The organism is Alteromonas sp. 1_MG-2023, from assembly GCF_030547075.1.
GTDB lineage: Bacteria > Pseudomonadota > Gammaproteobacteria > Enterobacterales > Alteromonadaceae > Alteromonas.
In genome coordinates, this window is sequence record NZ_JAUOQH010000010.1 from 54,755 (window position 1) to 77,580 (window position 22,826).

Genomic DNA, 22,826 nt, shown 5'->3' on the forward strand with positions numbered 1-22,826 from the left:
TATCTCAGTTGTACCTATATGTATAGTGAAATATTGTGTACAAAAAGCGATCTAGTGGTTGCAATGAATCCTACCTTCTGTATAATTCGCGCCCACTGCCCAAATAGGGCAATGTTTCTAGCCGCAACCTCACTGCTTTTAGGGTGGTTGCCAGCGTAGCAAGCGAAATCGATAAGATGAGACTGCTACAGGCGTGTTAGAAAAAAGAACAGGGTTCCAATTGGGAACCATCGGTTTACGCACATCTTTTCTTTCCAGAATAAAATGGAAGAGAAAAGGTGAATTTTTTTGTTCTTTCGATTGGAGCTTAATCGATGCCAAATCAAAGAATTCGTATTCGTTTGAAAGCGTTTGATCACAAGTTGATCGATCAGTCTACGGCTGAAATCGTTGAAACGGCGAAACGTACTGGTGCTCAGGTCAGCGGTCCTATTCCTCTGCCTACTCGCAAAGAACGCTATACAGTATTGACATCTCCTCACGTAAATAAAGATGCACGTGATCAATATGAGATTCGTACTCACAAGCGTTTAGTAGACATCATTGAGCCAACTGATAAAACAGTTGACGCATTGATGCGTTTGGACTTGGCTGCCGGTGTTGATGTTCAAATCAGCCTGGGCTAACAAGAGAGGGTAATAACAATGGCGATTGGTCTAGTCGGTCGTAAAGTGGGTATGACTCGCATCTTCACTGAAGATGGTACGTCTATCCCTGTGACTGTTATTGAAGCGACCCCAAACCGTGTGACTCAGTTACGTACTGAAGAACTTGACGGTTATCGCGCTCTTCAGGTTACTACTGGAAGCAAGAAAACGAACCGCGTTAACAAAGCTGAAGCAGGTCATTTTGCTAAAGCTGGTGTTGAAGCAGGTCGTGCTCTAGTAGAATTCCGCCTGGAAGATAACGAAGGTGGCGATATTGAAGTAGGCAGTGAAATCACTGTTGAAATCTTTAACGACACTAAAAAGATTGATGTCACTGGTACATCAAAAGGTAAAGGTTTTGCTGGCGCGATCAAACGTTGGAACTTTAGTTCACAACGTATGACTCACGGTAACTCTTTGTCTCACCGTGCACCTGGTTCGATTGGCCAAAACCAATCACCTGGTAAAGTTTTCAAAGGTAAGAAAATGGCTGGTCAACTTGGTAATAAACAAGTAACTACCCAATCTTTGGAAGTGGTACGTGTAGACGTAGAAAACAGCCTAATCCTTGTTAAAGGTGCCGTACCTGGCGCAACTGGCGGCGATGTAATCGTTAAGCCGGCTGTTAAAGCGTAACGTCTGGGGAGTGAACTGATGGAATTAACATTGAAAGATGCGCAAAGCGCTCTTGAAGTATCCGAAGCGACCTTTGGACGTGAATTCAACGAAGCCTTGGTACACCAAGTCGTTGTAGCTTACGGTGCAGGTGCTCGTCAGGGTACAAAGGCGCAGAAGACTCGCGCTGAAGTACGTGGTGGTGGTAAGAAGCCATGGCGTCAAAAAGGCACAGGCCGTGCTCGTGCTGGTACTATCCGCAGCCCAATTTGGGTTGGTGGTGGTCGTGCATTCGCAGCCAAGCCTCGTGACTTTGATCAAAAAGTTAACAAGAAAATGTATCGCGGTGCTATCAAAAGCATCTTGTCTGAACTAATCCGTCAAGACCGTTTGGTTGTGGTAGAGAAGTTTGGTGTGGAAGCACCTAAGACAAAAGAACTTATTGCTAAGCTTAACGACTATGAACTAAATGATGTTCTTATCGTTACTGCTGATGTTGATGAGAACTTGTTCCTAGCGGCACGCAACTTGTACAAAGTTGACGTACGTGATGTTGCAGGCATCGACCCAGTAAGTTTGATTGCATTTGAAAAAGTGCTAATTACAGCTGATGCGGTTAAACAACTTGAGGAGGCGTTAGCATGAAAGAAGAACGTCTACTGAAGGTGCTTTTAGCACCGCATGTTTCAGAAAAGTCTACTATGGCTGCTGAAGCAAGCAACACAGTTGTATTCAAAGTAGCGAAAGATTCGAACAAAGCTGAAATCAAAGCTGCAGTTGAAAAACTGTTTGAAGTTGAGGTTGAAGGCGTTCGTACTGTAAACGTTAAGGGTAAAACCAAGCGTCACGGTCAGTCTTTCGGTAAACGCAGTGACTGGAAAAAGGCCTACGTGGTTCTTAAAGAAGGTCAGGACATCGACTTTGTCGGTGGCGCTGAGTAAGAAGGGGATTAGAAATGCCATTATTGAAAGCTAAGCCAACTTCTGCCGGTCGTCGTCACGTTGTTCAGGTTACTAACCCTGACCTTCACAAAGGCGCGCCTTACGCACCTTTGCTTGAAAAGAACAGCAAATCTGGCGGTCGTAACAACCATGGTCGTATTACAACTCGTCATATTGGTGGTGGTCATAAACAACACTACCGTTTGATTGACTTTAAACGCAACAAAGACGGCATTCCAGCCTCTGTTGAGCGTTTAGAATACGATCCTAACCGTTCTGCAAACATTGCACTAGTATTGTATGCAGATGGTGAGCGTCGTTACATTCTGGCTCCAAAGGGTATGAAAGCGGGTGATGCAATCCAGTCTGGTTCGGATGCTCCGATCAAGCCTGGTAACACATTGCCTATGCGTAATGTCCCAGTAGGTTCTGTTGTACACGCAATTGAAATGAAGCCTGGTAAAGGTGCACAAATTGCACGTTCTGCCGGTGCTTATGCTCAGATCCTAGCACGCGATGGAAACTATGTTACCTTGCGTCTACGTTCTGGTGAAATGCGTAAAGTACTATCTGATTGCCGCGCCACCATTGGTGAAGTAGGCAATGCAGAGCACATGCTGCGTTCACTGGGTAAAGCCGGTGCAACCCGCTGGCGTGGAGTTCGTCCTACAGTTCGTGGTGTTGCCATGAACCCAGTAGACCATCCACACGGTGGTGGTGAAGGACGCACGTCAGGTGGTCGTCATCCAGTATCTCCTTGGGGTGTTCCTACCAAAGGTAAGAAAACCCGAAGTAACAAGCGTACCGATAAACTTATCGTACGTCGTCGTAATAAGTAACAGCGAGGATTCACCATGCCACGTTCTCTCAAGAAGGGTCCATTTATTGACCTTCACTTGCTGAAGAAGGTAGAGGCTGCAGTGGAAAAGAACGAACGTAAACCAATTAAGACTTGGTCTCGTCGTTCTATGATCATCCCAGATATGATTGGGTTGACCATTGCGGTCCATAACGGTCGCCAGCACGTTCCAGTCATCATCAGCGATGAAATGGTCGGCCACAAGTTGGGCGAATTTGCGCCAACGCGTACTTACCGCGGCCATGTCGCGGATAAGAAAAGCAAACGATAAGGGGTAGGATAAATGGAAGCATTAGCTAAACACCGTTTTGCCCGCTCGTCTGCTCAAAAAGCACGCTTGGTAGCGGATCAAATTCGCGGTATGCACGTTGAGAAAGCTCTAGAGCTACTTACGTACAGCCCGAAGAAAAGCGCAGCGCTGGTTAAAAAAGTATTGGAATCTGCGATTGCAAATGCAGAACACAACGAAGGTGCGGACATTGACGAACTAGTCATTGCCAAAGTTTTCGTTGACGAAGGTCCAACTATGAAACGTATCAAGCCACGTGCCAAAGGCCGTGCAGATCGTATCTTTAAGCGTAGCAGTCACATCACTGTGGTTGTAGCGGATAACTAGGAGTAGATAATGGGACAGAAGGTACATCCTACAGGTATACGCCTGGGTATCAGTAAACCATGGACTTCTACCTGGTACGCTAATACTGGTGACTATGCGGATAACCTGTATAACGATCATCAGGTACGTAAGTATCTGACTAAACAGCTTAAAAGCGCTTCACTTTCTAAAATCGTGATCGAGCGTCCTGCTAAGAGCATCCGTGTGACTATTCACACTGCTCGTCCAGGCGTTGTAATCGGTAAAAAAGGTGAAGATGTAGAGAAGCTTCGCGCCTATGTTTCTAAGCTAGCCGGTGTGCCAGCTCAGATTAACATTGCAGAAGTTCGCAAGCCTGAGCTTGACGGACAACTGGTTGCCGACAGTATCTCTAGCCAGCTAGAACGTCGTGTAATGTTCCGTCGTGCTATGAAGCGCGCGGTACAAAACGCAATGCGTCTTGGTGCTAAGGGTATTAAAGTTGAAGTAAGTGGCCGTTTGGGCGGAGCAGAAATTGCTCGTTCTGAATGGTACCGTGAAGGTCGCGTACCTCTGCACACATTCCGTGCAGATATCGATTACGCAACTTCAGAAGCTGCAACTACCTACGGTATTATTGGTGTGAAGGTATGGATCTTCAAAGGTGAAGTTCTGGGCGGTTTGCCTACAACTCAAGAGCAGCCACCGGCTTCTCAACCTAAGAAGAAAGGCCGCAACTCTAAGCGTGAGGGCTAAATCATGTTACAACCAAAGCGTACGAAATTTCGTAAAATGCATAAAGGTCGTAACCGTGGTCTTGCCATTGCGGGGAGCAAGGTAAGCTTCGGTACTTATGGCCTGAAAGCAGTTGGCCGTGGTCGTATGACCGCTCGCCAAATCGAAGCAGCGCGTCGTGCTATGACTCGTCACGTTAAACGTCAAGGTAAAATTTGGATTCGAGTTTTCCCTGATAAGCCAATTACTGAGAAGCCTCTTGAAGTGCGTCAAGGTAAAGGTAAAGGTAACGTTGAGTACTGGGTATGCCAAATTCAACCTGGACGTGTACTTTATGAGATGGAAGGTGTTCCTGAGTCTCTAGCACGCGAAGCGTTTGAATTGGCAGCGGCTAAACTGCCATTTAAGACAACCTTTGTAACTCGGACGGTGATGTAATGAAAGCGACTGAACTGAAAGAAAAAAGCGTAGAAGAGCTGAACGCAGAGTTGATTAACCTGCTACGCGAACAGTTCAACTTGCGCATGCAGCACTCAACTGGTCAACTTGAAAAGACTGATCAATTGAGAACTGTACGTCGTAACATCGCGCGTGTTAAAACCATTCTGACTGAAAAGGCTGATGCGTAATGACTGAACAAAAAGTTCGTACAGTGCAAGGTCGTGTGGTTAGCAACAAGATGGATAAAACCATTACTGTTGTTGTTGAGCGTTTTGTAAAACACCCTATCTATGGGAAGTTCATCAAACGTTCTACTAAACTTCACGCCCACGATGAAGAAAACGTTTGTAACCAAGGCGACGTAGTCACTATTAGTGAATGTCGTCCATTGTCTAAGAATAAAAATTGGACATTGGTTAACGTTGTAGAGAAAGCTGGCGTTTAATCGCTAACTTTTTCTTACGATTGAAAAAGCCGCTCTTGAGCGGCTTTTTTATTGCTTAAAAATTAGCGCTGATTTTTCTATTCCGACCCAGTAACCGCCAAATAAAGCTCACTGTAGCGTAACGCCATTTCCTTAGTACTAAAATGCGCTTTAACATGTTGGTATAAATGTTTACCCAAAGTATCTCGGCTGCCTTCATCGTTTACAAGGGTAATTAATGCATCCGCAATATCATCAATATTACCAGGCGTAACCATTAGACCAGTTTTATCATGTTCGATAATTTCAGGAATACCACCTACTGGGGTAGATACTACTGCACGCTTGCACGCCCCAGCCTGAAGTAAAATAACGCCTAACCCTTCGGCATAAGCTGGGTGAACTACAATATCTACACTGGGTAAAATTTTGCTTACTTGGTCGGTGAAACCACATAGTTTTACGTGATCGGTGAGTAAGTGCCTTTCAATAAGTGCTTGGTAGCTTTCTTTAAGGTTTCCTTTACCAAATAACAGGCAGGTGACTTTAGGATTATCTTTAGCCACTTTTTCCATGGCCAGAATAATATCGGCTTGGCCTTTGCGCGCGATTAACTGTGCAAAGTTGGCAATAACGACATGGTCGCTGGGAATGGAGAAGGTTTCGTTAAGCCACGCTCTATCACCTGGGGTAGAGAATTCGTTAAAATCGACGGAAGAGTGAATTACAGCTTGGTGTTTTACCGCTTCACAGTGATGGCTAACCACATTGAAAACACCTTCTGAAATACTTGCTACAGCAGCAAACTGGCTGTATTTGTAGGTCGCAAATAATGATTCAGCGTTATCTACCCTGCGGGTGCATATAGCAGGTATACCGGTTATTTTAGCTACCATGGCTCCGAACACATCTGCGCCTCGGCGACTGTGTACGTGAATAACATCGGCTTTAATCTTGCGGGCGATATTCACCATACGCTTTACCGAGAATAAATCTGTTTCTCCGCGATAGGCGATGGTATGCATATGACATCCGGTGATAGGTTTTTTGGCTAGTTCACTATCGTCTGGGCAGATTAAATGATTTTTATATTCAAATTGCCGGTTCAATGAATCTAACAGATAAACAACTTGTTTGGCGCCACCATACAAATTTCTACCTAATTCAATATGCAAAATCTTTAAACTCACAAATATTCCTTCACTGTGTTAAAAACTGCTTCTGGGCTAATCAATGCCATACAGTCAAATGCGCCGTTACAGCTAGGCTTACGCTTACAAGGTGCACATGCTAAGTCTTTATATAATACATGAGTGTTGTCATTGTCAGTATAAGTATAGGGGCAAGTTGAGCCAAAAAGGGCAATAGTAGGGAGAACATAGGCAACCGCCATATGGGTTAACCCCGTATCTACGCCAATAAAGGCTCTAGATTGCTTTACCGCTACAGCAGACTCTGAAAGTGTTGCATGCCCTGCTAGGGAATACACATCACTTGTATCAAAAGTTAACGACTGTGCATCACAGCTATCTGTTGGGCCGCCTAAGATAACAATGGGGTAACTGCAATGTTGTCGAATAAGTGTAATTAGTTGCTTCCAATGCGCAATAGGCCAATGCTTTTGTGGGCGAGTAGTGAAGGGGGCAAGTACGATATACTCACCTTTTACTGACATCACCTGTAAAGTCTGGCGTAGTTGTAAAGTGGCCTGTTCGCCCATTTCAATGTTTAGGGCGTAGCTTGTTGCACCGAGATGTGCTGATAAAAAGCGATACTCGCTGCTGATTTGGTCTGAAATAGGTTTGTCGATGGCATTAGTTAAAAACCGTTGGCTGTGTTCTTTACTGTTAAAGCCAATACGATTTTTTGCGCCGCTTAAAAAGGCTAGAAAGGCGCTTTTTAGCAAACCTTGGGCATCAATAGCATGAGTGAAGCCTCTTGCCCTTAATTGCTTACGAAAGGCCAGAATAGACTTAACTAAAGACCAATAGGCACGCTTTTTACCCAATGCTCGCCACTCGTTTTTAGGCCAAGATATGACCTCATCTACAAAAGGATGATGTTGTACCAAGCCAACGTAGGGTTGTTCTACTAGCCAGGTTACTTTAGCATTCGGCAGTGCTGTCTTTATGCTGGACGGTAGCCCTGAGGCCATGACAATATCGCCAATGGCACTAAGCCTTATCAACAGTACATTTGGCTGGGATGACGTAGGTGGCATAAACTCAAATATAAACAGGTTATAATCACAGATTAAACCACAAAATAACGTCACTTTAATGACTGTAGGTGCAAAAAATTTCAAGTTTTATATCGTTGACATACTTCGTTGATAGCCTGCAATAGCCAAAAAATTCAATAGGAAAATCGAATGATAGAAGAGGGCGCCAAAGCCAAAGAGATAAAGGCTAGCGACGAAAAGACCTCGCGGGCAACAACCAGTTATAAGCCCAGTTTGGTTGAGAATATTTGTCGCTGGTTATACTCATTCGTGTTTTTTATCATTATTCCTATTGCCTTTTTAAACCTTGCTCGCCGTGGTGCTACAAGAAATAAAGAATATAGTCAGCGTCGCTTTGAGCGCTTTGGGTTTGTCGCCCGCCCGCCTAAAACTGGGGGGTATTTGTTTCACTGTGTGTCGGTAGGGGAAGTGGTTGCTGCCTCGTGTTTAATCAAGCAAATCATGCAAACCGAACCGAATACACAAATTACCGTCACCACCACCACGCCGACCGGCTCAGCTAGGGTACGGGACATTTTTGGCAATACTGTGCACCACTTCTATTTGCCTTACGACTTACATACGGCCATGGCAAAAATGATAAAGCGTATTAAGCCAAAAGCCGTGCTTATTACTGAAGTTGAGTTGTGGCCTAACTTCATACATGCGTGCTGGAAGCGTGACATACCTATAATGGTGATTAATGCTCGAATGACAGATCGTTCAGCCAAGCGCTATTTGAAGATAAGTAAACTGTTTCGGCCAATGCTAAATAAGCTCACGCACATCTGTACGCAAGGGCAGCGTGATTATAATAACTACCTCATGTTAGGCATGCCTGAAGCGCGCATGACGCAAACCAATAATATTAAGTTTGACCAAGCCGCTTCTACTACACAGCATAGCCAAGGCTTTCTAGGCCTTTCAACATTGGATGGGCCTATTTTTGTAGCTGGAAGTACTCATGATCTTGAAGAACAGGCGATGATTGATGCTGTGAAAACGGTGTGGTCGTCAACAGCGGTTAACCTTCGTCTTATCATTGTGCCGCGTCATCCAGAGCGCTTCGATACGGTAGCGAAGCTGTTGCAGCAAAACAAACTTAACTACGTGAGAACCAGCGAGGTTGATGCAGTCTCTTCACACAGCAAAGTTATCTTGCTTGATGAGATGGGTAAATTAAACAGTGCCTATTCGATAGCAAGCTTTGCTTTTGTCGGTGGCTCAATTGCTAATAGAGGTGGGCACAATGCATTGGAGCCCGCCGCGTTTTCTATACCGGTAATGATGGGGCCTAATACCTATAACAACCCTGTGATTTGCGAGTATTTAGAAGAGCGTGGGGCGTTGACTATAGTGTCTAACGCACAAGATATTGCCGCAAGGTGTGAAGCTTGGATTAACGACAACGATAAGTTAGTTAAAGCAGGTAAGGCGGGCCGTAAAGTGCTGGAAGAAAATAGTGGTGCACTGGATAAAACGTTAACGGTTATTAAACATAATGTAAGAGAAAGTTTGGTATAAACATCAGTTGGTTAAAATTAGCTCACCAAGGTAGTGCGCGCATTGCACCACGCTTTAGCTTTGCACTAGCTTGAACGATGCTATTTTATTTGAATAATACTTAACTGTATGAATTGTAAAGGTAATGTCAATGTGGTCTACACTTTGCTTTTATATCGCCGACAGCGTAGTTACGGTAAAATATAAACAATACTGCTTCTCATGAAGAAGCACTGGACTACGCGTTCTCCAGGGAGATGCACCCTGCTTAGGCAGGGTGCCATCTTAACGCCTCAGCATCTCTTTCAAGCTTATACTCTCATTCATTCTGCCGCTTCTTCGTCCGGCAATATTAAACTAATTACGCGCCAACCTGATTTAGGGTGAATACTGTTTCCATTTACAAAAGTGAAGCTTTTTCCTTCAGCATCGATAGCGATTAATGGTGTAGCTCTATCACCATATTTCTCATTATATTGTGCAAAGGTGAATTCATCCGACAATCGTGTGGTCTTCACGCTGGCATTACGAGCAATTGCCGATGCCAAATACCCATAAGTTACCCCTTCATCAAACAGGGTGAGACGTTTAGCGTATTGTTCACTTACCTGATGACTTGGACGGGTTGATTGCTCGTTATTTGTTAGTGCCCACACCTTATCCTTACCCATAGTATTTTCAAAGTGATACGCGATAGGCGGATTAAGCTGTTTGTAAGGCGACATAATTAATACTGTACCGAAGCTCGCAATATCAAGATGGCGGGCTGCGTGGTCAGACATGGGGTTACCAAAATAAACAGGGATATCCATCATTCGAGCTTCTCGAATGGCATCCCAGTTTGTGTCTGCCACGGTGACGTTTAGCTCTTGATTTATCATTTCGTTAGCCAGCATGCGGTTAAACTTACTGCCACCGAACATAAGGTAAGCGGTAGGGGCTGGGGCTCTTACTTTAAGAAGTTGCGCCACACCTCGAGAGGTAAGGCTTTGCACTACTACGGTGGCAATAATCACAAGAAAGACCATGGGCACAATGACACCAGCGCCTTCATAGCCAATTTCTTCAAGTTTTAACGAAAATAACGCTGATACGGCAGCGGCTACAATACCGCGGGGGGCAATCCAGCTCAGTAATGCGAGCTCATTAAGTTTAAGCCCAGTGCCAATAGAAGACGCTGCTACAGATAATGGGCGTGCAATAAACATGATTGCGCCCAGTACAATGAGCGCTCCCCAGCCCACATCTGCGATAGATTGAAGGCTAAGACGGGTAGCAAGTAATATAAATAAGCCTGAAATAAGCAGTACACTTAAGGTTTCTTTGAACTCTAAAATGTCTTCTACTTCCACGTTCTTCATATTGGCTAACACCATACCTGTGATAGTAACGGCCAATAGCCCAGATTCATGTGCAACATAATTTGAAGCGGCAAATACCCCTAAAATAATGGTTAAAACCGCGGTGTTTAATAAGTAATGTGGGATCCAGTCTTTTCGAATCGATAGCCCAAGTAAGTAACCTGAACTAAAGCCAAGTAAAAAACCGATACCTATGGTTTTACCAAAAGTGATAAAAGTGTGAGAAATCGCATTGCCTTGAGAGGCAACAATAAATTCAAATACCAGTACGGCTAGCAGGGCACCAATGGGGTCGATGACAATACCTTCCCATCGCAGGATACTGGCCAAGTTAGATTTAGGCCTCACCGTACGTAGCATGGGCACAATTACCGTAGGGCCGGTGACGGTGACGATAGCGCCAAACAAAAAGGAGAGTTGCCACGAGAGGTCTAGGCTGTAGTGGGCTGCGACAGCGGCAATTACCCAGGTCACTAATACACCTACACTACATAGGTTACGTACCATATTGCCATGGCCTGCAATATCGCCAAACTTAAGGGTAAGTGAGCCTTCGAACAGAATAATCGCTACCGAAAGCGATACCACAGGGAACAACAAGTCACCGAACAGGTCATCGGCATTCAGCACACCGAACACAGGGCCAACCACAATACCCACAATAAGCAGGGGTAGGATGGCAGGTAAGCGGACTTTATACGCGAGATATTGGCAGCTAATTGACAATAAGCCGACTGCAACCAAAGACATGAGTGGATCTGACAATGCGTGTTCCCTTATTTATATAGTGCTAAGTATGCACTTTATATGTGTAGTGTTATGTTTGTTATGCGTTCCATCATATAGCAACTCATCTAGATGCCGATAAAGACTTTCGTATAAGCGCAATGTAATTAAAACAGAGTTTAGCCCAAGCTGGATCAATTCGCTTAGATTCAACGTTGTCGTAGCACGAGAAGCATAGTATTTTAAGACTTCACTTATTACGCGCCAAAGAGCGCCTTATCAACGGAATATCTACGTTGCTGAATAATTCATTTTTTCCTGTAGCAGTTGCTACGTTTTTTTCCCTTTCGCTACTTAGTGGTTGTGCAGCCTCTTACCCAGAAGCAAAAACAGAAATTTCACTAGGTGAATTAACCGTTCTTCCTGACGTACTCGAAGAAACCTCAGGGCTGTTTTGTAGTGCATCATCAATCGTTAGTTTAAATGACTCTGGAAACAAGCCGGAGCTGTTCCACTTATCGTATGAAGGCAAGATATTAAAAACTGACAGACTAGCGCTAGATAATATTGATTGGGAAGCAATTACGGCAAGCCCAAGCCATTGGTATGTTGCTGATGTAGGTAACAACAAAGGCGGTCGTGAGAGTTTAAATATTTATAAGGTCGATAAAGCGAACCTTAATGACATCACTGTACTGACGGTTACGTACGAAGGTAACGATCCAAGTAGTAATATGCCTTACGCCCATGATTTTGATTCAGAGGCGATGGTTTATGCTAACGGCAAATTATTACTGTTTTCAAAAAGCTGGCGCACTGGCGTGGCTAAAGTTTACGAAGTTAATGAATCGGCTGAACCACAGAAGTTGAAAGCCTTTGCGCAAATTGAAGGTTTACCCGGTGTGATTACGGGCGTTGATTATGATGCTGCTCGAAACCTTTACGTGGTTGTGGGTTATAAATCTGACCCTTTTGGTAACTTCGATACTTTTATTGCACAAGTCGACACATCGTTCGTGCCTATTAATATTTGGCCGCTACCTGTTTATAAGCAAGTTGAAGGGGTATGTGTAGACGATAATGGAAGTTACTGGTTTACAGAGGAAGCCACAGGGCATCGAAAAGCGTCGCTCACTGAAGCTAAAATCGTTCAAAAATAAATTTGTCTATATTTTAGACACTTGTGGGGAGTTAGCATAATGGCTAATTCCCACTCTTTACACTTCGTGGTTATATACGGTTCTACTTTGCTTTTGCATGTTAGGTAACCGTTTCAATGCGTAAACTTTCCCAAGCTCTACTGATGCTTAGTGCACTCCAATGTGCATGGTTGTCGATGTTTGCATCTGCCTCTGCGATAGAAGATGCCGAGCAGTGGCTAAAAGAGTACGTAAGTTTGGACGATACCTTTTCTCTAGCCCTATCTAAGAACAAAATTAAATTTAAAGGGTGTAAGCAAAAGCAATATCAGTTGGTATTGAATCAGAAGTTTACAAAAGCCTTTAACGTAGAAGCGATTGTGCACTACAACAAAGGCTTATTAGATTACGGGGTGCTTGCTCAACGGGTAAAAAGCCATGAGTTCGAGGTGGTCACTTGGTGGGATAAAGGCAGTTATCGTGTAGGGCTCAGCCATAAAGTGCGCCCAGAACATGAAATTTCTATTCCAGTAGCCGAAGTAATTCAACTTCCTACCAGTACTACGGCAAGCCTTTACTTTGAAGTGCCTCTTATGGAAGATAAACACACCCTAACGGTTGCGGCTTCAAGAGAATCTTGGAAGTCGGATAGCGCAAGCATTCAGTTGCCGTGGAACGAAGCCCACGACAACCAAGTTAAACTGCAATACGCTATTGCGTTTTAGCCAAGCCTTATTGAAATAAAACTAAGCTCACAACTTAAACTGACTAACCTCTTGCGCCAGTTCGTTTGCTAATTGATCGAGTTTTTCACTTACCCCTACCAAGACATGAGTGGCATTAAGGGTTTCATCACTTGATGTACTAATTTCATTAATGCTGCGGCTTATGTCTTCCACCACACTGGCTTGCTGTTCTGTTGCGGTGGCCACCTGGGTATTCACATCGTTAATTAGCACAATTTCTTCGGCAATTTTCTGCAGCAGTTTATCAATGTCGTCGGTAGCGCCTACCACTTCTTTCGTTTGGGCTTTGCTATCTTGCATTTGAGAAACCGCAGTCTTTGAGTCCTGTTGGAATTTGTCGATTTTAATTTGTATCTCATCAGTGGCTACTGCTGCGCGCTGGGCAAGGGTACGAACTTCATCAGCCACTACCGAGAAGCCTCGGCCATGATCACCCGCACGTGCAGCTTCGATAGCGGCGTTCAGCGCAAGTAGGTTAGTCTGCTCAGAGATACTGCGAATAGTATCGAGTATGCCGCCAATAGCCGCAGTGTGTTCATCAAGAGACTGTATAACCTCTGATACACTCTGTACCTGCGTAGAAAGGTTCGAGATTGCGTGTACGGCTTTTTGCGTAAACAAACGGCCTTCTTGTGAACTTTCGGTAGCTCGATTGGCATTTTGCGCTGCATAGGTAGCAGATTGCGCTACTTCTGACACCGTACTGCCCATTTCTGTTAATGCCGTTGCGGCCTGAATAGTTTGGTCTCGCTGACTACGAGTAGAGCGCTCATTTTGCTGTGATTGGCTTGCCACTTCTTGTGCCGAGACCCTCAGTGCTTGGCTTGTTTTGGCTACCGATGCAATGGTGCTGTGTAGATGATCAATAAAGTTATTGAAGCCTTCCACCAATCGAGCAGTCTCTTTTTGTTCTGGCACCTCAATTCGTGAGCGTAAGTCACCTTGCCCTTTCCCAAGTTGCTGGAAAATATCTGCTAAGGATTCGATAGGCTTAGTGAGTGATGAAGCCAACCAAATGCCAAGCAGGGCAAATAAGCCAGCAATGGCAATTGACCATAAGATGATTTGTCGGCTACCTGCATTTAATGAGGCATAAAGCTCTTGCTCAGGTACTTGTGCCACCACATACCAACCTGATTTTTCCACATAGGTACTGGCAAAAAGTACGTCGTCAGTGTCAACTTCGCTGGTTGCCATTGCAAAGTCACGTTTTTGAAGTAATGCTCTTGAAGCCTCGGCACTGCTTATTGCGCTAAGTTTCGATTTACCCAGTAAGCTGGTATCAGGGTGGGCAATAATAGTACCTTCCCCATCCACTAAATAGACAAATCCCGTTTGCGCAATTTTTACCGCATTAATAATGTCTAGTAACTCGTCCACAGACTTAGCTACCCCTGACATGCCTCTGCCAGCGACTTGTTGGAAGTTAGCGAATAGCCTATAGCCTTGCCCTGGTTCATTATACAAACTCAGTGAGATAGGCGTGCCACTATCACGATAAGCGAAAAACCAGCCATCAAACTCATCGTTCTTTAATACCCGTAAGAAACCGTCTTGGTTCCAATACTTGGTGGTTTGTCTGTCTACAAACGATGCGACGGTTAATTCATTGAAATCCACAATGTCATTTAAGTAGGCCAGAAGCCGGCGCTCGCCAGCACTATCAGCACCTTCAGCCGACCAGGCTAAAATATCTGGGTTTGAAGCAATACCATGGGCAACAGAAAGCATCACACTGGCTTCTCTGTCCACCTGGTTGCCTATTTGCTTCAACAGAGAGGGGAGTTGAAGCTGCTCCATGTTTTCTTTTACTAAATCTCGGGCTATCCATTGGCTAATTGAGCCTACCAAGATTGAGGCTGCCAGTACGGCCACCATCAGTGAAATAATTAGCTTTTGTTTAATACTCAAAGTCATAACTTCCGACCATATTTTGACTGCTGAAAAACGACGCTGCACTGCAGGCACAGTCACGTCTTGGGCGTTGGGTTATTACTGTTAGCGTCTACTCACTGCTTTAGTGCAGTTTTTTAATCACGTGATGAAACACGAGGAGAGGTAGTGCGCACTAGCTTTATTTTTATTGTGTTTTTGTATCGGCAGAAAAACGCGAAGTATTATACTATCGACGTATAAAACCGATAAATTGATTTTGAGGTTAAATTGACCGAAAGGTCAAGAAAAAGCCGCGAACAGAGATGAATTTTTCAAGATCGCGGCTTTTTTAGAGGGGCTTACCGATTAGTCTTCGCTTTTTTCTTCAGGAACTGGGAAACCTCGGTCTCGCATTAACGCATCTACTTTGGCATCGCGGCCGCGGAATTTACGATAAGCTTCTGCTGGGTCCATGGCGTTGCGAACCGAAAATAGGTACTTCACCAGGCGATCACCCACTTCTTTATCGTAGAAACCACCAGGGGCATCCATAAAGGCTTCAGCTGCATCTGCAGTTAATACTTCTGCCCACATGTAACCATAATAGGCTGCGGCATAACCTTCACCAGAGAATACGTGACCAAACTGTGGAGTACGGTGGCGCATTACAATCTCTTCCGGCATACCTAACTTTTTAAGCTCTTCACGCTCAAAGGTGTCTGGGTCGATGCTAGCAGGATCTGTTGTATGGTATTTCAAATCCATAATGGCAGATGCCATGTACTCAGTGGTTTTGAAACCTTCATTGAAGGTAGAAGCCTTTTTAATCTTAGCCACTAATTCTGCAGGAATAGGCTCGCCTGTTTCATAGTGTACTAAGAACTGATTGATGACTTCATCGGTGGTTAACCAGCGCTCTAATAGTTGCGACTGGAATTCGGTGTAATCACGAACACCCGAGTGCGAAGAAGGGTACTTCACGTCAGCAGATAAGAAATGCAGTGCGTGTCCAAATTCGTGGAAATAGGTTTCTGCATCATCAAATGAAATCAGTGTAGGTTCGCCTTCAGCACCTTTTACAAAGTTAGAGTTGTTAGAAGACAACACCGTCTTTTTGCCATCGAAGGTGGTAGATGAGCGATAGGTTGTTGCCCATGCTCCAGAACGCTTCCCTTTACGAGAGAACGGATCTAAGTACCACAAACCAATGTGTTCACCTGAATCTTTGTCAGTCACTTCCCATACTTTTACGTCTTCGTGGAATACAGGTACTTTACCTTCTTCAACAGGCGTAAAGTTGAAATTAAACAAACGGCCCGCTACGTAGAACATAGCGTCACGCAATTTATCTAACTGAAGATATTGTTTCACTTCATTAGAGTCTAAATCGTATTTTTCTTGACGAACTTTTTCTGCATAGAAGCGATAATCCCAAGGCTCAATAGTGATATCTGCGCCTTCAGCATCAGCAACTGCTTGCATGTCAGCAACTTCTTGCTCAACCCGGGCAATGGCTGCTGGCCAAACCTTCATCATTAGATCCATCGCGTTTTCAGGGTTCTTCGCCATGCGATCTTCTAAACGCCATTGGGCGTAGTTTTCATACCCAAGCAATTCCACACGTTCATCTCGTAAGGTCAAAATGCGCTTAATGGTTTCGTTATTGTCGAACTCATCAGCGTTATCGCCACGGCTATAATAGGTGTTCCACACTTTTTCGCGCAATTCACGGTTAGTGGAATAGGTTAGGAAAGGGTCCATAGATGAACGGGTATTAGTAATTGCGTATTTTCCCGACTCACCACGAGTTTCGGCCGCAGATTTAGCGCCTTTTACAAAAGACTCAGGCAGGCCACCTAGTTGGTCTTCAGTAATATAAGTTACATAATTTTCTTCATCCGCCAGTACGTTATTTGAGAATGACGTGTAAAGGGTAGCTAACTCTTCGTTGATTGCGGCATAGCGCTTTTTAGCTTCGCTATCTAATGTAGCGCCATTGCGTGCGAAGCCGTTGTAGGTCATCCACGTTATACGCTGTTCTTCTTCGGTAAGAGTCGATAGTTCATCCGACTCATAAACCGCTTTAACACGCTCGAATAACTTTTCGTTTTGTGTGATTTTGGTAGAAAATGCAGATAACTTAGGTGACATTTCTACTTGAATAGCACGAAATTCAGGGCTAGATTTATTCGCGCTCCAAATGCCGTAGTAACGAAATACGCGGCTAAGTTCACTACCCGAACGTTCCATCTCTACAATCACATTTTCAAACGTAGGTGGCGCTGGGTTATTCGCAATTTCATCAATCTCTTTAAGATTGAGCTCCATTGCTTTTTCAAGGGCCGGCTTCAAATCTTCCAGTTTCATTTTATCGAAAGCAGGAACGCCACCGTATGGTCCTTTGAATTCTTGCAGGAGCACATTGTCAAACTGCTGCGTTTTTTGTGTTGCAGCTGCTTCAGTAGTATCTACTGAGGTTGTCTGAGGGGCTTTTTGCTCAGAACAAGCACTAAGTGCAACCACTACCGCCATAGCGGTGAGTGAGGTTTTAAATTTTCCCATTATTTTTTCCTGTCTTATTATGGTTATATTTTCTTTTTAATCTTTTCTTAACGCTCTGTAAAGCAAGCCTATTCTTACACACTAAAGGTGTAAGTTAGATTCTCACTTTATCTACTTTACTTCCATACCCTACCCATACTATGTCATAGCAAAATTAACTTAAATGTCCCTTAACGTATTAACCTGCAAGACCAACGAGAATGCGAGTAATAGCGCCTATATGGCACTCATCGAAAAGAGCGTAAAACCGATTGAAAATTTTGCATTAATCAATACACTTCGCGCCATTGAACTTCCCACTTATCACTAACTTGTCATCGTTTAAGGAGTATTGGCGTGTTCGAATTGTTGCTTCATGCAATTCCGGTATTGTTTGCTATTGGATCATTTTGGTCTAACACAGAGCGCAAACTTTTATTATTGAATCTAGGATTGTGTGTGGCGCTAGCCAGCCTGCTTGCTTTTGAACAAGCCTGGGGCGGGGTAGTAGTGATTATGGTGGCAGGGTTGAGTACCACCTATCGGGTAGTCACTCAAAAGCTTTTACCCGCGTATGCCACTTACATTATTTTGGCTTTAATGACGGTGCTTGTGGCAAGTATAAATACCCTTACGGGTAAGACGGGTTTGCTAGAACTTATGCCAGTACTGACGTTTATGGTGTATCGCTTTGGCGAGTTACACTGCAAAGAAGCAGGGCTGCGCATTTGTATGATAATAGGCTCGATAAACTTTACGGTCTACGGTGTGGCTACTGAAACATGGGGGCTGGCGATTACTGAAGCCTTGTTCGCTATTTCAAATGCATGGTATTACGTTAAGTTACGCAAGCAGGTTGCTGCGCTGTCAGTATAAAGTCAGGTAACCGGCCGCACCGGAATTAAAAAAGCCAGACGAGTCACTTCACTCTCGTCTGGTTTTTCTGTTTATCTTATGCCGAATTTATAAAACGGTGACTTACGCAAACACCACGGTTTTATTGCGATGAATAATCACGCGGTCTTCTAAATGATAACGTACGCCGTGGGCAAGAGCGGTTACTTCGCAGTCTTTCCCTTTTCTCACCATATCAACAGCGCTGTCGCTGTGGCTAATACGCTTAACGCTTTGCTCAATGATAGGGCCTTCGTCTAGGTCTTTAGTCACGTAATGGCAAGTTGCGCCAATAAGTTTAACCCCACGATCGTAAGCCTGTTGATAAGGTTTCGCCCCAGCAAAGCTAGGTAAGAAGCTATGGTGAATATTAATCGCTTTACCTTGAAGCTGTTGGCATAAGGTATTGGGCAAAATTTGCATAAAACGGGCAAGTACCGTCAGGTCGATTTTATACTCTGCTAACAGGGTAGAGATTTGCGCAAACGCAGCCTCTTTACCTAGTGCTTTAAAGTCTACCCAATGAAAGGGCACTTTGTACCAATCGGCGAATTGCTTCATTTGCGGGTGGTTGCCAATAATGCACGGAATATCGCAATCAAGCTCGCCTGTGTGCCAGCGATGCAGTAAATCAACCATACAGTGAGATTCCACACTGCCTAGCAAGGCAACGCGCTGCTTTTTACGTGAATCAGAAAGTTTCCAATTCATTTGGAATTCATTGGCCAAAGGCGCAAATTCTGCTAAAAAGCTGTCGTAATCTAACCCAATAGAATCGGCACCAATTTCGTGGCGCATAAAGAATCTACCGGTTTGTAAATCGGTGTGATGGTTAGCTTCAACAATGGTGGCACCATGGCTGGCTAAAAACTGAGAAACACTGGCAACTAAGCCAATTTGGTCAGGGCAATCTATTACTAATCGAAACGTTTGTTGCATGGAATTGAGGTCTCACTAAATAAGACCCCCTTTTTACCCAGCTACGCCAGTGAAGTAAAGGCTTTTAGGGTGAAAAGGCGTCAGCGAAATAGGCTATTTTGCTATAAATAATATCGCCAGAGAGATTTGCACTGGGGTACTACTCATCATTAATGCCTCGGCGCAGTTTTTCACGCACCGACATATTGTGCCTTAAATTCCAACTTTGCCTAATTGGATACGTAACCCCTTGCGGTGTAGAGACAGATTCAAACAAGTGAAACGCAGAGGCATGCATTTCAACGTGAGGCGTATATAAAGGCACGGGAAGCGCCACGGTGGCTTTTCGAATAACAGTAACATGGGGCGAAAAACCTTTTCCATCCACCTCAATCGTCGCCGCTCGGGCGGCTTTACGAGTCGATTTAGCCAATGCCATGAGCTCTACTGGTGGCGACTCTGGTGCTGCAAAAAGAATTTTGGGGCCGTTCCAAATACCTGTTGTATCTAGGGTTAGAGAAAAAGGCGTATGTACTAGCGTGTCTAGCTCAGCAACTAACGCCTCATGCTGCCGGTGAGTAATATGACCAAGAAAACTTAAGGTCATATGATAATTGGCTGCGTTTACCGCATAAGGTTGGGATGCGCCTGAGTCACGTCTTTTGCCTTTGCTGTCTTTACTTTTATTTCCCCTGCCGTCGCTCCCTCTACCCCCGCTCCTTCTACCTTCATTTTGGGCTCGGCCGTCAGAAAGAGTGAACATGTTGCGGGCTGTTACCTCTGGGAGGGCTTGTTGCCGCCAACTATCAAGGGCTAATTTTTCTGTTGAATGTAAATCTAAACCAATGAAACAACGCATACCCACTCCTCTATCTACGTGTAATTAGCTCAACACGCCCTAGTTAATAGAAAATGATTTCAACCCCAATGGACATATCGTCAGGTGTCTTTATTTTGCTGTGCTTATGCTAGTAAGCATTAACGTAATGCAGAACTTCAGCTACAGGTAAATTCAAGTACAATAGTGTGAGAAGTTTATCTAGGTATTGCAAACCTTTATGTTACAGCCGTTATTACATTTACCCGCCGCCCAGCTTATTGAACCCGTTAACACGGAGATTGGCGAAAATAACCTTATCATAGGTGCACCGCCAGGTGCAGGTAAGTCGACGGTACTGCCACTTTCCCTTTCAAGTGCGATACCACACGGAAAAATCTTACTCATGCAGCCTCGCCGGGTAGTGGTAAGAAATTTGGCGAATTTTTTGGCAAGCGTACTCAATGAAAAAGTGGGTGACACGGTTGGCTACCGCATTAAAGGCGAAAGCAAGGTAGGAAAGAACACCCGCCTTGAACTCATTACCGAAGGTATACTCGCCAGAATGATTCAGTCAGACCCAGAGCTTTCTGGGGTGTCGGCCATTGTATTTGATGAATTTCATGAACGCAGCATTCATAGCGACTTTGGCTTAGCACTGGCTCTCGATGTGCAAGGGGGCTTGCGGGAAGATCTCCGTCTAGTGGTAATGTCTGCCACCCTTGATGTAGCGCCGCTGACTGCATTAATGGATAATCACGGCGCTGTGCCAGTAAGCAACCTGAACACAGAAGGCCGAACCTTCCCTGTTAATATGCACTATAGCAAAGACGTTCTAGCCCATGAGGTGGTTGGCGCCACCGCAGAGGTGACTACCCGAGCGTTTTCTCAGCATCAAGGTGATGTATTGGTATTTTTGCCAGGAAGCGGAGCCATTGCTGGGGTAGCACAACGACTCTCCACACTGGTGGATAAATACGATATTGCATTGCACTCACTTTTTGGTGCGATGGGAAAAGATGCCCAACAAGCCGCTATCAACCCCGATCCTCAAGGGCGACGTAAAATCATTTTAGCCACCAATATTGCCGAAACTAGTTTAACCATAGAAGGGGTTAAGGTGGTGGTAGATAGTATGTGGGAGAATCAAGCGCAATATAACCCTTCCAGTAGTTTTACTCAGTTGATGCAACAACGTATATCTCGTGCTTCGGCTATTCAACGGGCGGGTCGAGCAGGGCGTGTCAGCGAGGGTGATTGCTACCGGCTATGCAGCCAAAGCAGTTTTGAGCGCATGGCGCAGCACAACGCCCCGCAGGTATTACGAGAAGATGTGTCGTCCTTATTACTAGATGCGTTGCAATGGGGTGCTACACCCTCATCATTGGCCATGTTAACTCAGCCAAGCACTGCGCAGTTAAAGGTGGCTCATTATAATTTAACCACCATTGATGCCCTTAGATCCCTGGATGACAGCCAAATAATAACCCCTTATGGCCGAACGCTGTCTAACATACCCTGTCATCCGAATTTGGCGAATTTATTAGTACGCTGCGAGCAAGGTGTGCAAGGGGTAGGGCCAGCAATGCAAAGGAAACTTAAATGTGCTGCGCCCATCGTGGTGGCATTGGCCGAAAACCTAGGTGGGCAGTTTACACAAACTTATGTTATTGATGCCCTGTTGAATCTTGATGGTCAAACGCGCAAGCAGCTTCATCAGCAAGCATCTAAATATGCTAAATATGTTGGTGTTAATCAGAACGATTTGGACATTAACAAAATAGACGAAGATGCATTGGCCCTTTGTATTGCTATTGCCTTTCCTCAGCGGGTGGCGTTTTATCGCGGTCTAGCTTCTGACAAGGCGAACGGAGGGGTTAATGGAAAACAAAGCGGATATAAGCTCGCCAGTGGCAAGGGCGGTGAGTTAGAGCGGCATTCTCCCCCTCAGTGGTTGGCAGTTTTACATGGTCAGCAAACCGGAAATACGGTGAAATTCAGGCTAGCCCAGCCTATTGATGAAGCGCTGCTTCGCGCTGTGTTCCCAGATGAGTTTACTCATAAAAAACAAGTGCGCTTTAATGTTGCAAAAAAGGTGATGGAAGCACGGGTTACTACCGGTTTTCATGCCATCGACTTAGCCAGTGAACCTGTGTCAGGGCAAGAGAAGCAGCAAGATAATAGCTTTTGGAAAAAACAGACTGCTCATGCTTGGTTTGAATATTTAGAGAATATCCCAGTAAGTGAGTGGCCGCTAACTGAGGGGGACTGGCAGTGGTGGAACAGGCTTAAACTTGCCGCTTCATTGAATTTACCCCAATCGCAGGCGTTCGATAAGCCAGACCCATGGCCACAGTCTTTGGCGGCATTAATGCACAGCGCAAAAGAGGCATTAATTGAGCCTTTAAGCCGATGTGAGTCGTTGACAAAACTACAAAAGTTGCCATGGAAAAACACGCTGAATAATGCACTAAGCTGGCCGCAACAAGATGCTCTAGCTTCACTATTACCTACCCATATTGCTATACCCACAGGGCGCGATGCTACACTTGATTACAGGGATAATGGTGATGTGGTGCTAGCGGTTAAAATGCAGGAGATGTACAGCCAAACAGCCCCCCTTACGGTGGCCGGTGGCAAAACCAATATAGTGTACGAATTATTGTCGCCAGCAGGACGACCGCTTCAAACGACTAAAGATTTAGCTGGGTTTTGGACGGGGAGTTATTTAGCGATTCAAAAAGAAATGAAGGGGCGTTACCCCAAGCACTTTTGGCCTGATGAACCCGCTACCGCTAAACCCACTGCCAGAACAAAGAAGGCAATGGGTTAAAGCAGTAAACTAAGTC

The 22,826-nt window shown here is 44.8% G+C and carries 23 protein-coding genes; 16 read left to right on the forward strand and 7 right to left on the reverse strand.

Going from position 1 to position 22,826, the window contains the following annotated elements:
- The first annotated feature begins 314 nt into the window (after window positions 1–314).
- From rpsJ to rpsQ, 11 genes are read left to right on the forward strand one after another with little or no spacing between them, the layout of a single operon-like run.
- Window positions 315–626: a 30S ribosomal protein S10 gene (rpsJ, locus tag Q4561_RS11960; protein ID WP_006012796.1), complete on the forward strand. Its 312-nt coding sequence runs from the start codon at window positions 315–317 to the stop codon at window positions 624–626.
- Window positions 627–644: 18 nt separating this feature from the next.
- Window positions 645–1,283 carry a 50S ribosomal protein L3 gene (gene rplC, locus Q4561_RS11965; protein WP_013785735.1) on the forward strand — a complete coding sequence of 213 codons (639 nt, stop codon included), beginning with the start codon at window positions 645–647 and terminating at the stop codon, window positions 1,281–1,283.
- 18 nt (window positions 1,284–1,301) lie between these two features.
- Window positions 1,302–1,907 (forward strand): 50S ribosomal protein L4, encoded by a 606-nt coding sequence (rplD, locus tag Q4561_RS11970; RefSeq protein ID WP_013785734.1) that lies wholly within the window; start codon window positions 1,302–1,304, stop codon window positions 1,905–1,907.
- Window positions 1,904–2,203: a 50S ribosomal protein L23 gene (gene rplW, locus Q4561_RS11975; RefSeq protein ID WP_013785733.1), complete on the forward strand. Its 300-nt coding sequence runs from the start codon at window positions 1,904–1,906 to the stop codon at window positions 2,201–2,203. Before rplD ends, rplW begins: the two co-directional genes overlap by 4 nt.
- 14 nt (window positions 2,204–2,217) lie before the next feature.
- Window positions 2,218–3,042 carry a 50S ribosomal protein L2 gene (rplB, locus tag Q4561_RS11980; RefSeq protein WP_303460657.1) on the forward strand — a complete coding sequence of 275 codons (825 nt, stop codon included), beginning with the start codon at window positions 2,218–2,220 and terminating at the stop codon, window positions 3,040–3,042.
- A 15-nt stretch (window positions 3,043–3,057) separates the two neighbouring features.
- On the forward strand, window positions 3,058–3,333 hold the full coding sequence (rpsS, locus tag Q4561_RS11985; RefSeq protein ID WP_013785731.1) for a 30S ribosomal protein S19: 276 nt from the start codon (window positions 3,058–3,060) through the stop codon (window positions 3,331–3,333).
- 12 nt (window positions 3,334–3,345) lie between these two features.
- Window positions 3,346–3,678: a 50S ribosomal protein L22 gene (rplV, locus tag Q4561_RS11990; protein WP_303460659.1), complete on the forward strand. Its 333-nt coding sequence runs from the start codon at window positions 3,346–3,348 to the stop codon at window positions 3,676–3,678.
- A 9-nt stretch (window positions 3,679–3,687) separates the two neighbouring features.
- Window positions 3,688–4,392 carry a 30S ribosomal protein S3 gene (gene rpsC, locus Q4561_RS11995; protein ID WP_303460662.1) on the forward strand — a complete coding sequence of 235 codons (705 nt, stop codon included), beginning with the start codon at window positions 3,688–3,690 and terminating at the stop codon, window positions 4,390–4,392.
- Window positions 4,393–4,395: 3 nt separating this feature from the next.
- A complete protein-coding gene (gene rplP, locus Q4561_RS12000; protein WP_013785728.1) occupies window positions 4,396–4,809 on the forward strand; it encodes a 50S ribosomal protein L16 in 414 nt (137 codons plus the stop codon).
- The gene (gene rpmC / locus Q4561_RS12005) at window positions 4,809–5,000 is read left to right on the forward strand and encodes a 50S ribosomal protein L29 (protein WP_303460664.1); all 192 of its coding nucleotides are present in this window, start codon (window positions 4,809–4,811) and stop codon (window positions 4,998–5,000) included. Before rplP ends, rpmC begins: the two co-directional genes overlap by 1 nt.
- Complete coding sequence (rpsQ, locus tag Q4561_RS12010) at window positions 5,000–5,257, forward strand: 30S ribosomal protein S17 (protein WP_303460666.1); 258 nt, start codon at window positions 5,000–5,002, stop codon at window positions 5,255–5,257. Before rpmC ends, rpsQ begins: the two co-directional genes overlap by 1 nt.
- 77 nt (window positions 5,258–5,334) lie before the next feature.
- Here the strand turns inward: rpsQ and Q4561_RS12015 are convergent, their stop codons facing one another.
- Window positions 5,335–6,426 (reverse strand): glycosyltransferase, encoded by a 1,092-nt coding sequence (locus tag Q4561_RS12015; protein ID WP_303460668.1) that lies wholly within the window; start codon window positions 6,424–6,426, stop codon window positions 5,335–5,337.
- Window positions 6,423–7,541, reverse strand: a complete 1,119-nt coding sequence (locus Q4561_RS12020) for a glycosyltransferase family 9 protein (protein WP_303460670.1) — start codon at window positions 7,539–7,541, stop codon at window positions 6,423–6,425. Before Q4561_RS12020 ends, Q4561_RS12015 begins: the two co-directional genes overlap by 4 nt.
- 66 nt (window positions 7,542–7,607) lie before the next feature.
- Between Q4561_RS12020 and Q4561_RS12025 the strand changes: the two genes are divergently transcribed.
- Entirely contained in the window at window positions 7,608–8,981 is a 1,374-nt protein-coding gene (locus Q4561_RS12025) for a 3-deoxy-D-manno-octulosonic acid transferase (protein WP_368411530.1), read from the forward strand.
- A gap of 302 nt (window positions 8,982–9,283) precedes the next feature.
- Here the strand turns inward: Q4561_RS12025 and Q4561_RS12030 are convergent, their stop codons facing one another.
- Entirely contained in the window at window positions 9,284–11,086 is a 1,803-nt protein-coding gene (locus tag Q4561_RS12030) for a sodium:proton antiporter (protein ID WP_303460672.1), read from the reverse strand.
- A gap of 257 nt (window positions 11,087–11,343) precedes the next feature.
- Between Q4561_RS12030 and Q4561_RS12035 the strand changes: the two genes are divergently transcribed.
- The gene (locus Q4561_RS12035; protein ID WP_303460673.1) at window positions 11,344–12,207 is read left to right on the forward strand and encodes a hypothetical protein; all 864 of its coding nucleotides are present in this window, start codon (window positions 11,344–11,346) and stop codon (window positions 12,205–12,207) included.
- A 116-nt stretch (window positions 12,208–12,323) separates the two neighbouring features.
- On the forward strand, window positions 12,324–12,911 hold the full coding sequence (locus Q4561_RS12040; protein WP_303460674.1) for a hypothetical protein: 588 nt from the start codon (window positions 12,324–12,326) through the stop codon (window positions 12,909–12,911).
- A 27-nt stretch (window positions 12,912–12,938) separates the two neighbouring features.
- On the opposite strand, the gene Q4561_RS12045 is transcribed toward Q4561_RS12040, so the two are convergent.
- On the reverse strand, window positions 12,939–14,849 hold the full coding sequence (locus Q4561_RS12045) for a methyl-accepting chemotaxis protein (RefSeq protein ID WP_303460675.1): 1,911 nt from the start codon (window positions 14,847–14,849) through the stop codon (window positions 12,939–12,941).
- 324 nt (window positions 14,850–15,173) lie between these two features.
- Window positions 15,174–17,369: a M3 family metallopeptidase gene (locus Q4561_RS12050; protein WP_303460677.1), complete on the reverse strand. Its 2,196-nt coding sequence runs from the start codon at window positions 17,367–17,369 to the stop codon at window positions 15,174–15,176.
- A 336-nt stretch (window positions 17,370–17,705) separates the two neighbouring features.
- On the opposite strand from Q4561_RS12050, the gene Q4561_RS12055 reads away from it, so the two are divergent.
- On the forward strand, window positions 17,706–18,224 hold the full coding sequence (locus tag Q4561_RS12055; RefSeq protein ID WP_303460679.1) for a YgjV family protein: 519 nt from the start codon (window positions 17,706–17,708) through the stop codon (window positions 18,222–18,224).
- Between the two features lie 102 nt (window positions 18,225–18,326).
- Here Q4561_RS12055 and purU read toward each other — a convergent pair whose 3' ends face one another.
- Complete coding sequence (gene purU / locus Q4561_RS12060) at window positions 18,327–19,181, reverse strand: formyltetrahydrofolate deformylase (protein WP_303460681.1); 855 nt, start codon at window positions 19,179–19,181, stop codon at window positions 18,327–18,329.
- Between the two features lie 139 nt (window positions 19,182–19,320).
- Window positions 19,321–20,019, reverse strand: coding sequence for an RNA 2',3'-cyclic phosphodiesterase (gene thpR, locus Q4561_RS12065; RefSeq protein ID WP_303460683.1), 699 nt, complete (start codon window positions 20,017–20,019; stop codon window positions 19,321–19,323).
- A gap of 199 nt (window positions 20,020–20,218) precedes the next feature.
- Here thpR and hrpB point away from each other — a divergent pair, with 199 nt between their 5' ends.
- Window positions 20,219–22,810, forward strand: a complete 2,592-nt coding sequence (gene hrpB, locus Q4561_RS12070; protein WP_303460685.1) for an ATP-dependent helicase HrpB — start codon at window positions 20,219–20,221, stop codon at window positions 22,808–22,810.
- The last annotated feature ends 16 nt before the right edge of the window (window positions 22,811–22,826 follow it).

What these genes read in the sequence shown, in the direction of transcription:
- rpsJ (WP_006012796.1), top strand. Translation starts at nt 315, where the DNA reads ATGCCAAATCAAAGAATTCGTATTCGTTTGAAAGCGTTTGATCACAAG.
- rplC (WP_013785735.1), top strand. Translation starts at nt 645, where the DNA reads ATGGCGATTGGTCTAGTCGGTCGTAAAGTGGGTATGACTCGCATCTTC.
- rplD (WP_013785734.1), top strand. Translation starts at nt 1,302, where the DNA reads ATGGAATTAACATTGAAAGATGCGCAAAGCGCTCTTGAAGTATCCGAA.
- rplW (WP_013785733.1), top strand. Translation starts at nt 1,904, where the DNA reads ATGAAAGAAGAACGTCTACTGAAGGTGCTTTTAGCACCGCATGTTTCA.
- rplB (WP_303460657.1), top strand. Translation starts at nt 2,218, where the DNA reads ATGCCATTATTGAAAGCTAAGCCAACTTCTGCCGGTCGTCGTCACGTT.
- rpsS (WP_013785731.1), top strand. Translation starts at nt 3,058, where the DNA reads ATGCCACGTTCTCTCAAGAAGGGTCCATTTATTGACCTTCACTTGCTG.
- rplV (WP_303460659.1), top strand. Translation starts at nt 3,346, where the DNA reads ATGGAAGCATTAGCTAAACACCGTTTTGCCCGCTCGTCTGCTCAAAAA.
- rpsC (WP_303460662.1), top strand. Translation starts at nt 3,688, where the DNA reads ATGGGACAGAAGGTACATCCTACAGGTATACGCCTGGGTATCAGTAAA.
- rplP (WP_013785728.1), top strand. Translation starts at nt 4,396, where the DNA reads ATGTTACAACCAAAGCGTACGAAATTTCGTAAAATGCATAAAGGTCGT.
- rpmC (WP_303460664.1), top strand. Translation starts at nt 4,809, where the DNA reads ATGAAAGCGACTGAACTGAAAGAAAAAAGCGTAGAAGAGCTGAACGCA.
- rpsQ (WP_303460666.1), top strand. Translation starts at nt 5,000, where the DNA reads ATGACTGAACAAAAAGTTCGTACAGTGCAAGGTCGTGTGGTTAGCAAC.
- Q4561_RS12025 (WP_368411530.1), top strand. Translation starts at nt 7,608, where the DNA reads ATGATAGAAGAGGGCGCCAAAGCCAAAGAGATAAAGGCTAGCGACGAA.
- Q4561_RS12040 (WP_303460674.1), top strand. Translation starts at nt 12,324, where the DNA reads ATGCGTAAACTTTCCCAAGCTCTACTGATGCTTAGTGCACTCCAATGT.
- Q4561_RS12045 (WP_303460675.1), bottom strand. Translation starts at nt 14,849, where the DNA reads ATGACTTTGAGTATTAAACAAAAGCTAATTATTTCACTGATGGTGGCC.
- Q4561_RS12050 (WP_303460677.1), bottom strand. Translation starts at nt 17,369, where the DNA reads ATGGGAAAATTTAAAACCTCACTCACCGCTATGGCGGTAGTGGTTGCA.
- purU (WP_303460681.1), bottom strand. Translation starts at nt 19,181, where the DNA reads ATGCAACAAACGTTTCGATTAGTAATAGATTGCCCTGACCAAATTGGC.
- thpR (WP_303460683.1), bottom strand. Translation starts at nt 20,019, where the DNA reads ATGCGTTGTTTCATTGGTTTAGATTTACATTCAACAGAAAAATTAGCC.
- hrpB (WP_303460685.1), top strand. Translation starts at nt 20,219, where the DNA reads ATGTTACAGCCGTTATTACATTTACCCGCCGCCCAGCTTATTGAACCC.